At 64.4% G+C, this 12,957-nt stretch carries 12 protein-coding genes; 10 read left to right on the top strand and 2 right to left on the bottom strand.

Annotation, left to right across the window (positions count from 1 at the left end):
• The first annotated feature begins 246 nt into the window (after window positions 1–246).
• The 8 genes from ACFSCW_RS00710 (at window position 247) to ACFSCW_RS00675 (ending at window position 9,325) form a co-directional block, all read left to right on the top strand.
• On the top strand, window positions 247–1,536 hold the full coding sequence (locus ACFSCW_RS00710; RefSeq protein ID WP_380885877.1) for an outer membrane beta-barrel protein: 1,290 nt from the start codon (window positions 247–249) through the stop codon (window positions 1,534–1,536).
• Between the two features lie 42 nt (window positions 1,537–1,578).
• Complete coding sequence (locus ACFSCW_RS00705) at window positions 1,579–2,442, top strand: polysaccharide biosynthesis/export family protein (protein WP_380885875.1); 864 nt, start codon at window positions 1,579–1,581, stop codon at window positions 2,440–2,442.
• 12 nt (window positions 2,443–2,454) lie between these two features.
• Window positions 2,455–3,780 carry a GumC family protein gene (locus ACFSCW_RS00700; RefSeq protein WP_380885873.1) on the top strand — a complete coding sequence of 442 codons (1,326 nt, stop codon included), beginning with the start codon at window positions 2,455–2,457 and terminating at the stop codon, window positions 3,778–3,780.
• Window positions 3,781–3,786: 6 nt separating this feature from the next.
• Window positions 3,787–4,506: a CpsD/CapB family tyrosine-protein kinase gene (locus tag ACFSCW_RS00695; RefSeq protein ID WP_380885871.1), complete on the top strand. Its 720-nt coding sequence runs from the start codon at window positions 3,787–3,789 to the stop codon at window positions 4,504–4,506.
• A 5-nt stretch (window positions 4,507–4,511) separates the two neighbouring features.
• Window positions 4,512–5,390 carry an exosortase V gene (gene xrtV, locus ACFSCW_RS00690; protein ID WP_380885869.1) on the top strand — a complete coding sequence of 293 codons (879 nt, stop codon included), beginning with the start codon at window positions 4,512–4,514 and terminating at the stop codon, window positions 5,388–5,390.
• The gene (gene epsI / locus ACFSCW_RS00685; protein ID WP_380885867.1) at window positions 5,387–6,091 is read left to right on the top strand and encodes an exosortase-associated protein EpsI, V-type; all 705 of its coding nucleotides are present in this window, start codon (window positions 5,387–5,389) and stop codon (window positions 6,089–6,091) included. The genes xrtV and epsI overlap by 4 nt, the downstream gene beginning before the upstream one ends.
• The gene (locus ACFSCW_RS00680; RefSeq protein ID WP_380885865.1) at window positions 6,091–7,632 is read left to right on the top strand and encodes an undecaprenyl-phosphate glucose phosphotransferase; all 1,542 of its coding nucleotides are present in this window, start codon (window positions 6,091–6,093) and stop codon (window positions 7,630–7,632) included. The genes epsI and ACFSCW_RS00680 overlap by 1 nt, the downstream gene beginning before the upstream one ends.
• A gap of 361 nt (window positions 7,633–7,993) precedes the next feature.
• Window positions 7,994–9,325 carry a right-handed parallel beta-helix repeat-containing protein gene (locus ACFSCW_RS00675; protein WP_380885863.1) on the top strand — a complete coding sequence of 444 codons (1,332 nt, stop codon included), beginning with the start codon at window positions 7,994–7,996 and terminating at the stop codon, window positions 9,323–9,325.
• Here ACFSCW_RS00675 and ACFSCW_RS00670 read toward each other — a convergent pair.
• Window positions 9,322–10,914 carry a cisplatin damage response ATP-dependent DNA ligase gene (locus ACFSCW_RS00670; protein ID WP_380885861.1) on the bottom strand — a complete coding sequence of 531 codons (1,593 nt, stop codon included), beginning with the start codon at window positions 10,912–10,914 and terminating at the stop codon, window positions 9,322–9,324. The genes ACFSCW_RS00675 and ACFSCW_RS00670 overlap by 4 nt on opposite strands.
• Window positions 10,915–10,966: 52 nt before the next feature.
• Between ACFSCW_RS00670 and ACFSCW_RS00665 the strand changes: the two genes are divergently transcribed.
• Entirely contained in the window at window positions 10,967–11,392 is a 426-nt protein-coding gene (locus ACFSCW_RS00665; RefSeq protein ID WP_380885859.1) for a nuclear transport factor 2 family protein, read from the top strand.
• 42 nt (window positions 11,393–11,434) lie between these two features.
• Window positions 11,435–12,250, top strand: coding sequence for a metallophosphoesterase (locus ACFSCW_RS00660; RefSeq protein WP_380885857.1), 816 nt, complete (start codon window positions 11,435–11,437; stop codon window positions 12,248–12,250).
• On the opposite strand, the gene ACFSCW_RS00655 is transcribed toward ACFSCW_RS00660, so the two are convergent.
• Window positions 12,247–12,945, bottom strand: a complete 699-nt coding sequence (locus ACFSCW_RS00655; RefSeq protein ID WP_380885855.1) for an SGNH/GDSL hydrolase family protein — start codon at window positions 12,943–12,945, stop codon at window positions 12,247–12,249. The two genes, ACFSCW_RS00660 and ACFSCW_RS00655, sit on opposite strands and share 4 nt — an antisense overlap.
• Window positions 12,946–12,957: the final 12 nt, after the last annotated feature.

Below are 12,957 nucleotides of genomic sequence, written 5' to 3'. Positions count from 1 at the left end.
AAAGCGCCAGCGAGCGCTCCTCGCGGAGTGTTGCCGTCAAGACACATGCCCGACGCGAGGTTTAGATGTTATAAATGAAGAAATAAGGCACGTGGAGTGTCGCCGAACCGTCACAGGCACCAATAATGCGTTCGTGCGTTGGGTTAACGAGATTGCAGCGGAGGCGGGCCAGATATAGCCCGGACCAATGCCGATTCTTTAAAATCCGGCGAACGTCCGGCGGCGTTGGGTGAAAAGGGATAAAGGGTGGATAAAAGGGCCTGGCTGGCGCTTCTCCTCATCGGGTGCGGAGAAGCTGCAATCGCGCAAACCACGTCGCCGCGGCCGCCGGTCGTCGGCTCGCCCGGCCGCCCAAACCGCGGCGCGCCGGAGCGCCACATCGGCATTCGCGCCGACGTCGACGTCAACTATGACAGTAACGTCTATGGCGTGAGCGACCAGCTTGCGCCGACACGGCTGGTCGGCGGCCGGTCCAAGGACGACATCTCGATCACGCCGTCGCTGCAGCTCGACATCCTTTTACCGCTCGGACGGCAATCGGTGTTTGCCCGCGGTGGGATCGGCTATGATTTCTTCACGAAGAATTCCGAGCTGAACCGCGCGCGAATCAACATGGACGTCGGCGCCAATCTTCAGGTCACCAATTTCTGCACGACCACGATCGACGGCACCTATCTGCGGACCCGATCCAATGCCGGCGACGTCGTAGACCCGGTCGATGGGAGTGTCCTCCGGCTCAACAACACGGAAGAGTTCAAGTCGATCGGCGCACGCGCGGATTGCGGCAGCGGCTTCGGCATTTCGCCGGGGCTTGGCTATCGCCACTCCGAAACGCGCAACAGCAAGAGCGCCTTCAAGTTCAACGACTCCAATCAGGACTCGTTTGACGGCAGCATCGGCTATCAACGCCCGACCCTGGGCCGGCTGTCGATCTACGGCAGCTACAGCACCGGCGAATATCTGAACCGCGACATTCTGGGCCTGCCTGTTCAACTCACCGGGCTTCCGCACGATGGCGTCAAGAGCTACTCGGCCGGCGGACGGTTTGAGCGCAATATCGGCTCGCGCATCTCGGGCGTCCTCTCGCTCGGCTACAGCTGGGTGGACCCTAAAGCGCAGGCGTCCAAGAAATTCCGCGGCAGTTCCTATTCCGCCCAGATCAACGTCATTCCGACGAACCGGATGAGCCTCGACCTGCTCGCGTCGCGCTCCGCCGAATTGTCGAATACGACCTTTGCGAGCTTTTCGATCACCGAGGTCTATGCCCTGAACGGCACGTATCGCCTCAATCCGCGCATCGCGCTCAACTTCGGCGCATCGCAGCAGACGCGCGATTTCCGGCAGACCGCAACCGCCGCCAACCCGATTACCAACGACAAGTTCACGCGCTTCTACGGGGGCTTCGTCTACGATCTTAATCGACGGATAAGGCTTAACGGTTTAGTTAGCCAACAACATCGGGGCGCAAACGATGCGCGCTTCCGCTATAGTAACACCACGGCGAGCCTGGGCGTCAGCCTGTCGCTGGGCCGCTGAGGGGGATGAGGTGAGATGACGATTTTGAAGCGTTCGATTGGCTTGCTTCTGTTTTTCGCGGCGGCCGCAAGCGCGCAGGTGCGCGCGCCCGCGCCGACCGGACTGCCTCCTCAGATGCAGGCGCAAATCCAGGCCCAGGCCCAGGGTCGAGCGCCGGTGCAGCCTGCCCGTCCTCCTGCGGGTGAAACCAAGGCACAGAAGGATCTCGAGGCCGGCTATGTGCTTGGGCCCGACGACGTCGTCGAAATCTCGGTGCTCGGCCAGCAGGAATTCACCACCCGGGCCCGCGTCAAGGCCAACGGCACGATCCAGCTGCCCTTCATCGGCGAGCAGAAGATCGAGGGTGAAACGGCGCTGACGCTCGCGCCCAAGATCGCCGAGAAGCTGCGCGCGGGCGGCTATTATGCGAAGCCCGTCGTCAACGTCGAAGTGTCCGGCTTTGCCAGCCGCTATGTCGTCTTGCTCGGCGCGGTGAACCAGGCCGGTCTGCAGCCGGTCGACCGCGACTATCGCCTGTCCGAGATCATCGCCCGTGCGGGCGGCATGCGCGCCGACGGCGCTGATTTCGTGACGCTCACGCGCGCCAATGGCGAGCAGCACAACTACCCGTTCGAAAAGCTCGCTTCCGGCGGCCCCAACGACGATCCGATGGTTCGTCCGGGCGACAAGATCTACGTTCCGGAAGCCGATCTTTATTACATTTACGGCCAGATCAACCAGCCGGGCGCGTTCCCGCTGCGCGGCGACATGACCGTGCGCAACGTGATCGCGAAGAGCGGCGGCGTCGGTCCGTCGGGTTCGATCAAGCGGATCAAGCTGTTCCGCGACGGTCAGGAGCAAAAGGTCAATCTCGACATGAAGGTCAAGGCGGGCGACGTCTTCTTCATCGGCGAGCGGCTCTTTTAAGGAAAGCGCGACATGAGCCTCATTCAGTTCCTGCGCATCCTGGCGGCGCGCAAGTCGATCATCTTCGCGACCCTGATCGCGTGCTTCCTGGCCGCGCTGGTGACGGTGCAGCTTCTGCCGAAGCGCTATGAATCGCACAATCGCGTGCTGATCGACATCACCAAGCCCGACGCATTGGTGGGCCAGATCTCGCCGCAGATGATGGGCGCCTATATCGCGACCCAGTTGAAGCTGATCACCGACGTCCAGACGGCCGGCCTGGTCGTCGACAGTCTCGGCTGGGCGACCGATCCCAACAACCAGGCGGCGTTCGAGGCCGCGGGCCGTCCGGGCGGCGATATCCGCGACTGGCTGGCCCAGCAGATCGCCGACAATACCCAGGCGAAGTTCGCCGAGGGCAGCAGCATCATCGAGATCGTCTATCGCGGCACCGATCCGGCGAACACCCAGGCGATCGCGCAGGCGGTCCGCGAGGCGTTCCTGAAATTGAACCGCGACCAGCGCGTCAATACGGCGCAGCGCAGCGCCGTCGCCTATGACGAGCAGGCGAAGCGGATCCTTACCGAAATCACGTCCGCGGAAGAGCAGAAGACGGCATATGCCAAGGCGAACGGAATTGTTCTCAATGGCCTGACGGACGCCGAAAGCGCGAAGCTGAGTGCGATGAGCGGCGTTTCCGCGATGCCGACGGCGCCGCAGATGGTCGCCGGCGCCCAGGTCAATGCCCAAGCGGAAATGCTGAAACAGCAGATCGCGCAGGCGAAGCTGACGCTCGGCCCGAACCATCCGACGCTGCAGGCGCTGGAACGCCAACTTTCGGTTGCTGAAAGACAATCGAGCAGCGGCCCATCGATGGTCGGCGGCACCACCCGCGGTCAGGTCGAGGCCGCCTACGAGGCGCAGAAGGCGCGCGTGCTGGCGCAGGGCGACAAGATCGACAAGCTGAACCAGATGCAGAACGACATCGCGGTGAAGCGGGATCAATATACCAAGCTTGCCTCGATGTCCGAGCAGATGAAGGCGATCGCGCGGGCCGGCGACAGCAATCTCGAGCCGATGGGCAGCACCAACCTGCCCGACAGCCCCGTATGGCCCAACAAGCCGCTGATCGTGGGCATGGCGGCGGCGTTCGGCCTGGGCCTGGGCGTGGTGCTGGCGCTGTTCGTCGAGCTGTTCGCCCGGCGCGTCCGCAGCGAGGACGACCTGGAATATGCAACCGGTGCGCCGGTGCTGGCGACCGTGGGGCAGCCCCGTCCGGAAAACAGCGCGTCGTCGCGGCTGCTGAGACTGATCGATCGTAGAGGCGCCGCTTCCAGCGACGCCGTGGCGGAGGCCTGATTAACGATGAGCATGAAGAGCGCGCTCCAGGAAATGGAGCAGGAGGCGGCCCCCGTCCGCACCGAACAACGATACGATCTGGCGGCGGTCGGAACGCCGCCGATCGAATCGGTGATGATCAACGCACCCCACTCGGTCGAGGCGGAAGCGATCCGCGCGCTTCGCACGCGCTTGACCGCCCAGCATTTGCGCGAAGGACGGCGCTCGCTCGCCGTGTGCGGTGCGTCCGCCGAATCCGGCTGCACCTATGTCGCGCTGAACCTCGCCGTGGCGATGGCGCAGGCGGGCATTCGCACCGCGCTCGTCGACGCCAACCTGCGCGACCCGATGATCGCGGACCTCTGCGGCTTGCCGCTGTCGATGGCCGGCCTGTCCAATTACCTTGCCGACGACTCCGTCCCGATGGCCGAGATCGTCGACACGGATCTGATGCCCAATCTGGCGGTGATCGGCGGCGGTGAAACGCCGGACAATCCGCAGGAGCTGCTGTCGGGGCCGCGCTTCCGCGGTCTGGTCGACCAGTTGCTGCGCGAATATGATCTGACGATCTTCGACACGGCACCGGCCAAGATCTGCTCGGACGGTCTGCGGGTCGCGACGATGGCGGGCTTCAGCCTGATCGTGTCGCGCAAGCACAAATCCTATGTCGAAGACGTGAAGGTGCTGTCGAAGCAGCTGCGCGCCGACCGCTCGGTCGTCGTCGGCTCGATCCTGAACGACTTTTGATGGACATGGCCACGCGCCCGATCCGGGCCAAGGCACCGGGGTCCGAGTTGCTGGCTCGGCGCTGGCCGCTGCTGCTTGGCCTGGCCGTTCTGGCGCTCCCCACGCTTTATGCGGTGGCGACTGGCTCGTGGACCGGCGAATCGGGCGTGCACGGCCCGATCGTGCTGGCGACCGGCATCTGGCTGTTCGCGCGGCGCTGGAAGGAATTGCTCAGCATTCAGCGGCCGGGACGGATCGGAATCGTGCTGGCCGTGCTGATCCCGTCGCTGCTCTTGTACATTTTCGGCCGGGCGTTCGATTTCCTGATCTTCCAGGCGGCCGCATTCCTGGGCGTGTGCGTCGCGGTCTTCTACGGCTCGTTCGGCGCAGAGGCCGTGCGGCGCATGTGGTTCCCGATCCTTTATCTCGGCTTCGTGGTGCCGCTGCCCGGCTGGGTCATCACGACGATGACCGCGCCGATGAAGGAATATGTCTCCTCCACCGCGACCTGGATCCTCGGGCATCTTGGCTATCCGATCGTGCGGCAGGGCGTCACGATCTACGTCGCGCAATATGAGCTGCTGGTCGAGGATGCCTGCGCGGGACTGAACTCGCTGATCAGCCTGACCGCGATCAGCCTGTTCTACATCTACATCCTCCACAACGCGTCCTGGCGTTATGCGCTGTTCCTGATGCTGTGGATCGTGCCGGTCGCGCTGCTCGCCAATCTGGTGCGCGTGATGATTTTGGTGCTGATCACCTACCATTTCGGCAACGCCGCCGCGCAGGGCTTCCTGCACTCGACCGCCGGGCTGGTGATGTTCGCCACTGCGCTGCTCGGTATTTTCCTGGTCGACGGCGTGATGTCGCCGGTGCGGCGGATGCTGACGAGGTCGCACGCATGATCAACCGTCGCGACCTGCTGATCGGCGGCGCCTGCTTTGCCGCCGCTGCCGGAGCCGAGGTGCTTCGCCCGCACAAGCGTGTGGCGCTGCTCGGCAAGGAAAAGCTCGAGGACGTGATCCCTAAGACGTTCGGCGTCTGGCACGAGCGCGACGCGGAAGGCATCGTCACGCCGCAGAGCGAGGACAGCCTTGCCGCCCGCCTCTACAACCAGTCGGTGGGGCGCATGTATTCGGGGCCGGGCAACAGCACGGTCATGCTGCTGATCGCCTATGGCAACACCCAGAGCGACACGCTCCAGCTGCACCGGCCAGAGGTCTGCTATCCGGCTTTTGGTTTCACGATTACCAAGAACCAGCCGACCGCGCTCGCGATGAGCGGCGGCGCAGTCGTGCGCGCGCGGAACCTGGTCGCCGCGACACCCGGACGTGAGGAACGGATCACTTATTGGACGCGGCTGGGCGAGTTCCTGCCGACCAACAACAGCGAACAGCGGCAGATGAAATTCCGCACGGCCTTGGCGGGGATCATTCCCGACGGCGTGCTGGTCCGCATCTCGAACACGGAGCTCGACGATCGCGCAGGTTTCGAGCTGAACGCGCGCTTCGCGGCGGACCTGCTGAAAGCGGTGCCGCCTGCAGTGCGCCCAGCGCTGATCACGACCGAACAGGCCCGGCTGCTCACGGGAGCCGCCCAGGTCTGATGGCGGTCGCGACGAAACCCGACCGGACCGAGGCGGCTTCGGGAACGAGCAAGGAAACGATGCTGCAGGAAAAGGTGATCGGCACGGCTCCGGCGCAGGCGGGCGGCACTGCTCCGTCCACGGCCGGCCGCTCGCCTGTCCTGCTCGATCTCGGCACCTTGTTCCTGCGCGGCGCCGAGATGATCAGCGTCGCGGTCACCGCCTGGATCTCGGCCGCGATATCGCTCGACTTCATCCCGGCCGGCAAGGAAAGCTCCTACAGCAACGCCGCGCTGATCGCCGCCTTGTTCTACGCGGCGCTGGCGGAGGTGACCGGCTGCTACGACATCGACACGCGCTTCTCGGTCCGCACCGGCTGGGCGCGCGTGATGACGGCCTGGCTGTCGACCGGCATGTTCATGATGACGCTGGGCTTCCTCCTCAAGGTTTCCAACGATTTCTCGCGCGGCTGGGCGATCGCCTGGTTTGCGGTCGGTGGCGGTGTGCTGCTCGCGCTCCGTGCCGGCGGAACGGCCTGGATGCAGCGGCTGAAGCGGCGCGGGGTGTTCAATCACCGCGTCGCCATCTTCGGCGCGGGCTCGCAGGGCGACCGCCTCGCCAAATACATTCTCGGCAACGAGAAGCTGACTATCGACCTGGTCGGCTTCTTCGACGACCGCCTGCCCGAGCGCCTGCCCGAGCGAGACGTGCACTTGCCCCTCTACGGCAACCTGACCGACCTGATCGGCCATATCCGCAAGGGATTGGTGGACCAGGTGATCGTCGCGCTTCCCTGGTCGGCGGAAAAGCGCCTGCAGGAAGTGGTCGCCGAACTCGCGATCACGCCGGTGCGCATCCGCCTCGCGCCCGATCTCGCGACATTTGCTTTCTCGCAGCGCCCGGTCGTGCTGCTCGGCGATCTGCCGGTGATGACCCTGTTCGAACGCCCGATCTCGGGCTTCGACCAGATCATCAAGAAGATCGAGGACATGATCGTCGGCGCGCTGGCGCTGGTCCTGCTTTCGCCGCTGCTGCTGGTCGTCGCGCTCGCTATCAAGCTCGACAGCCCGGGTCCTATCTTCTTCCGTCAGGACCGCGAGGGCTTCAACAACCAGCGCTTCCGCATCTGGAAATTCCGCTCGATGCGCACCGATCAATGCGAAGTTGACGGCATCACCCAGGCACGCAAGGACGATGACCGCATCACCCGCGTCGGCCGCATCCTGCGGCGGACCAGCATCGACGAGCTGCCGCAGCTCTTCAATGTCTTGGCCGGAGAGATGTCGCTGGTCGGCCCGCGCCCCCATGCGCCATCGACCAAAGCCGGCGAGCGGCTCTTCTCGGATGTCGTCGACCACTATGCCGCGCGCCACAAGGTGAAGCCGGGCATGACCGGTTGGGCGCAAGTCCATGGCTGGCGCGGCGAGACCGATACCGAGGAAAAGCTGCTCAAGCGCCTCGAGCACGACCTCTACTACATCGAGAACTGGTCGGTGCTGCTCGATTTCTACATCATGGCGCGCACGGCCATGACGTTGGTTTTCCAGAAAACCGCCTACTGAGCGCCGGTTCCGCCCGAGACGGCCTCCAACGACTCCTTTCGTCGCGCTTCCCTCGCGCTCCATCGCTAGACTCTAACACAGCGTAACGAATGTCCTTAATCGGGACATCGAACGTCGTGCGGGGCGGCGTAGAACATAACCGACATCACTGGCCGACCCTTCGATGCGCCCTTGGGTGTGTCGTTGGCTTCGCATGGCCGTCGATCAAGGGGAATTGCGAACAAAGAGAGCGGGCGCAACGGGCCTTTAAGGCCAACCTGAAAGCTGAATTCTCAACCACAGAAGCAGGGTCAGGACCGATCCGGGCGCGGGCAATTCGTTGCTTTCCGCGAACGATGGCCTGCGCCCTCCGGGGATCACCATGACGACTTTCAATGTTTCCAACACCACGCAGTTCAACGCAGCCTTGGCCAGCGCCAAGGGCGGGGACTCGATCATTTTGGCCGCCGGCAATTACGGCTCAGCCTATCTGCAGAACAAGAATTTCAGCTCGAACGTCACGATCAAGTCCGCGTCGAGCACGAACAAGGCGCACTTCGATTACGTGCTGGTGAATAACTCGAGCAACATGCGCTTCGAGGGGCTGGACGTCGGTCACGCCCTCGCACCGGGGGAGGCCGACTATAACTATATGATGCGCGTGCAGAGCTCGACCGGGATCAAGATGGTCGGCATGTCGATCCACGGTTCGCTCGACAACAATCCCGCGAACGATGGCTGCGGCTTGTACGTGACCGGCTCAAGCAACGTCCAATTGATGGGGACGCAGTTCCGCGACTTGTACCGCGGGTCCTATTTCGAGAAGGACACGAACGTCACCGTCTCGGCCAACAATTACCAGATGATCCGGATGGACGGCATCAACGTGGGCAAGATCGACGGCATCGTCATCGACAAGAACGTGTTCAGCAACTTCCATCCGATCGCCGGCGATCACGCCGACGCGATCCAGTTCTGGCAGGTCAACCAGACCGACGGCTCGTCGAACATCACGATCACCAACAACACCGTGATGCAAGGCGCGGGCACCGGCACGCAGGGCATCTTTATCTCCGACCCGAACGCAGTCGGCTACAAGAACGTGCTGATCCAGAACAATCTGCTGTACGGGAACGACCAGTATCACGGCATTTCCGTTGCCGGTGGGCATGGCGTTCAGATCATAGGCAACAGCGTGCTGTCGAACAGCACCGACGGGAAGGTCTATTGGATCCAGCTCACCGCGGGCGACAATTTCACCGTGAAGGACAACATCAGCGACAAGATCATGGTGATGCCCGGCGTGACCGGCGTGGCGCTCAGCCACAATGTCGATCTGTCGCAAACGCCGTCGATGGCTTCGCAGATTCCGAACCTGAACGCGCCGCAGTCGCCCACCGACCTGATCATCGCCAACTATGGCTATCACGTGCCGGGCACGACGTCGGTTTCCAGCACGCCCGTTTCGACGGTGCTCAGCGCGGATCTCGGCAGCAGCACCAACACGGCGACCAGCGCCCAGACCGTCAAGACGTCCGTGGCTGACGTGTCCGGTGTCGCCACCCAGGTGTCGGAGCCGCTGCCGACCTACAGCCAGGTGTTCTCGGCGCCTGCGACCACCACGAACACAAGCACGGCATCGAGCGGCGGCCAAGTCTATGGCGGCCACTCCTTCCATTCGCTTCACTTCGATCACTTCACGGCGATGGCCTAAGTTATCAGGCGCTGGAGCGTCTCGAGCCGGTCCGCTTCGGCGGCCGGCTTGTCGGTCCGGATGCGGGCGATGCGCGGAAAGCGCATCGCCACGCCGGACTTGTGCCGGCCGGACGAATGGATCGAATCGAACGCGACTTCGAACACCAAAGATTTCTCGACCTCGCGCACCGGCCCGAAGCGCTGAACGGTATGATTGCGCACCCAGCGGTCGAGCCATTTCAGCTCCTCGTCGGTGATTCCCGAATAGGCCTTGCCGACCGGCAGCAGCTCGCCTTCGTCGGTCCAGCAGCCGAACGTGAAGTCCGAATAATAGGATGAGCGACGGCCATTGCCGCGCTGGGCGTACATCACCACGCAGTCGGCAGTGAGCGGATCGCGCTTCCACTTGTACCACAAGCCGACGCGGCGCCCGGCGACATAGGCGCTGTCCCGCCGCTTCAGCATTACCCCCTCGATCGACGCGTCGCGCGCGCCGGCCCTGATCGCTTCCAGCGTCGTGAAGTCTTCCGCCTCGATCAGCGAGGACACGTCGAACCGCGCCGGGTCGAGCTTTGCCGCGAAGGTTTCCAGCCGCTGCCGGCGCTCGGTCCAGGGCAGTTCCCTTAGATCCTCCGTGCCATCGAACATGATGTCGTAGAGCCGCACGAACGCCGGATAGTCCGCCAGCATCTTCGCCGTGACCGCCTTGCGGTTCAGCCGCTGCTGCAGCGCGTTGAAGCTGGCTGCGGCGCCGCCATGCTCATCCGCCCCTTGCGCTTCGCCCTTCACCATCAGCTCGCCGTCGAGCACGCCCGGCGCCCGGAACGCGGTCGCCACTTCAGGAAAGCCGCGCGTGATATCGTCGCCCGCGCGGCTGTAGAGCCGCGTCTCGCCGCCGGCATGGACGAGCTGGACGCGGATGCCGTCCCATTTCCATTCGGCAGCATAGTCCGCCATGTCCACGCGCACATCTTCCAGCGCATGCGCGAGCATAAAGGAGCGGAACACCGGCAGCGCCTCGGCGCGCGGCTGAGCGCCCTGCCCCTCCGCCCAGGCGAACAGCGTCGGATAGGGCGGCGCGATGCCGTGCCACACTTCCTCCACCGCATCGACGTCGAGGCCGAACGCCTGGGCGAGCGCGGTCTTGGCGAGCCGCGCGGTCACGCCGACACGCAGCGCGCCCGTCGCCATCTTCAGCAGCGCGAACCGTTCCTCCGGCTCCAGCCGGTCGAGATAGGCGGCAAGCACGCCCGGTGCTTCCGACCGCGACAGGCTCCGCATCCGCTCGACCACCGCGCCTAGCGACAGATCGAGGTCCGTCTCGGGCACATGGTCCGGCCTTGGCCAGATCAGCGACACCGTTTCTGCCGTGTCGCCGACATAGTCGCGACTGAGGTAGAACAGCACCGGATCGACGCGCTCCTCGACCAGCGCGCGGATCAGTGCCGGCTTGATCGCCGGCAGGTCGAGCCCGCCGGTCAGCGCCGCCAGCGCCCAGCCGCGGTCGGGATCGGGCGTTTCCTTCAGATAATCGCCGATCAGCTTCAGCTTGGCGTTGCGCGACCGGGTATAGACCAGCCGTTCGAGGAGAGTGGCGAAGGCGCGCATGAAAGCATAAACTGCCAGTCCCGAAACAAAGTGCCAATCAGGGGAGGCGCTTATGGGTGCTGCATCGACGCCCGCCACTCGGGTGGAGAATGCCTATCGGCAGTGGCGGGAAAGCAAAGGCAAGGACGGAGACGTTTTTCTCGATCTGATGGCCGACCATTGCGAAATGCGATCCGTGCTGTCGCCGCGCAAGGTCGACAACGATCTTGCCGATCACCGCAAATCCAAGGCGGAGGCGCGGGAGTATTTCCAGGTTCTGGAGCGCGATTGGGAAATGATCGATTTCCCGCAGCATCGGATTTTGGCGGACGGCGACACCGTGGTGTGGATCGGCGAATGCCATTGGCGCAACCGGAAGACCGGCCGCGACGTCGGATCGCCCAAGGTCGACATCTGGACGTTCGAGGACGGCAAGGCGGTCGCCTTCTTCGAAATGTTCGACAGCCTCGCTTTTGCGCAGACGGCCGGCCTGATCTGATCCGGTCGCGCCGGCTGGCAAAAGCCGCTAGGCAAAGCGGCGATGCACCGCTGGCGCTTTCTGTTCGTGGCCGCGGCCGTTCTCTTCCTGGCCGTCGGCTATTGGAACGCGACGCGGATGCCGGTCGTGCGCCGCGGGACCGTGTGGGTGAATGGCTGGTCGGCGAACAAGCCGCCGGTCCGCATCGTGCTGATCAGCGACATTCACGTCGCGGGACCGGACATGCCGCCGTCGCGAGTGGCGCGGATCGTCGATCAGATCAACGCGCTGAAGCCGGACCTGGTGCTGATCGCGGGCGATCTGGTTAGCGCCCGGTTGCTCACCACCCGCCGCTACAGCTTCGACGAGGCGCTTGCGCCGCTTACCGCCCTTCATGCGCCGCGCATCGCCGTGCTCGGCAATCACGATCACCGGCGGGGCGCGGCCGACGCGCGCAGGGCGCTGGCTGCTGCTCACATCCCTCTACTCGAAAACCGGATTGTCCGATTCCGGGGCCTGACGATCGTCGGCCTCGACGACATGTACACCGGCATTCCCGACGCGCGGCTTTTTGCGAAGCCTCTGCCGCAGCCGGTGCTGTTGCTGACCCACAGTCCGGAGGTCGTGCGCCGGCTGCCGCCCGGCGAACGGCTGGTGCTCGCGGGCCATACCCATTGCGGTCAGGTCGTCATTCCCGGCGTCGGCGCGCTCGTCAGCCTCAGAAAGGGCCGGCGCACCGTGGCCTGCGGGATCGTGCACCGGAACGGCCGCAACTTCGTCGTGACCGGTGGGCTTGGCGCCAGCATCGTGCCGATCCGCTATGGCGCCACGCCCGACCTCTGGCTGCTGACGTTCCAGCCCAAGCCATCGCACCTTTAGTCCATCGAACGCGCGTCCAGAACCTCCACGAGCGCTTGCGAAATGCGCCGATAGGCGGCGGCGGACCAGTGCGCAGAATCGGTCTTGTAAAGCGGATCGAGCCGCCCGGTCGTTCCGCGCAGGAACGGCTCCACATCCAATATCGTGACACCGTCCACGTCGATCTTCCCAAGCTGCTGATTCATCGCAGAGACGGCCGCATCGTGCCGGCCGCCGTAGAGCAGCCGCCGCGACAGTTCCGGCTGGATCGCAGGCGCGACGGTCAGAATCACGACATCATGAGCACCTGCCGTCCGCGCATCGATCGCCATGCGGGTCACGGCCTTGGCTGCCGCCTCGACGATTGCCTCCCGTTCCTTGCCGAACGCAAAGGCTGCGGCGCTGGCATCGTTGAAACCTGCTTGAATGACTACGCGGCGCGGGCGCGTCCGCGCGTAGATCTGCGGGGCCACCGCGGCGATGCTGATTGCCGCCGCGCCGGGAAACCCCACGGCGACGCCGCGATCCGGGATCAGGTCTGCCGGCCATTGGGCGACGCGGGAGTCGCCGATCACCAACAGGCCCGCGCCTACTGTGGTAGGTGGCAGCGGGAGCGCCTGCACCTTGGCGAGCTGGCGTTTCCCCTGGATATAGTCGCCGGCCGCGATCGCCACCGCCAGCCCGCCTAGGGCGGCCGCAGCCCAGCGCCAGCGCACAGGCGCCTCGCC

Source organism: Sphingomonas tabacisoli (assembly GCF_042678385.1).
Lineage (GTDB): Bacteria > Pseudomonadota > Alphaproteobacteria > Sphingomonadales > Sphingomonadaceae > Sphingomonas_B > Sphingomonas_B tabacisoli.
Note: the sequence above shows the minus strand (reverse complement) of the source record. Positions and strands in the feature narration are given on the sequence as shown.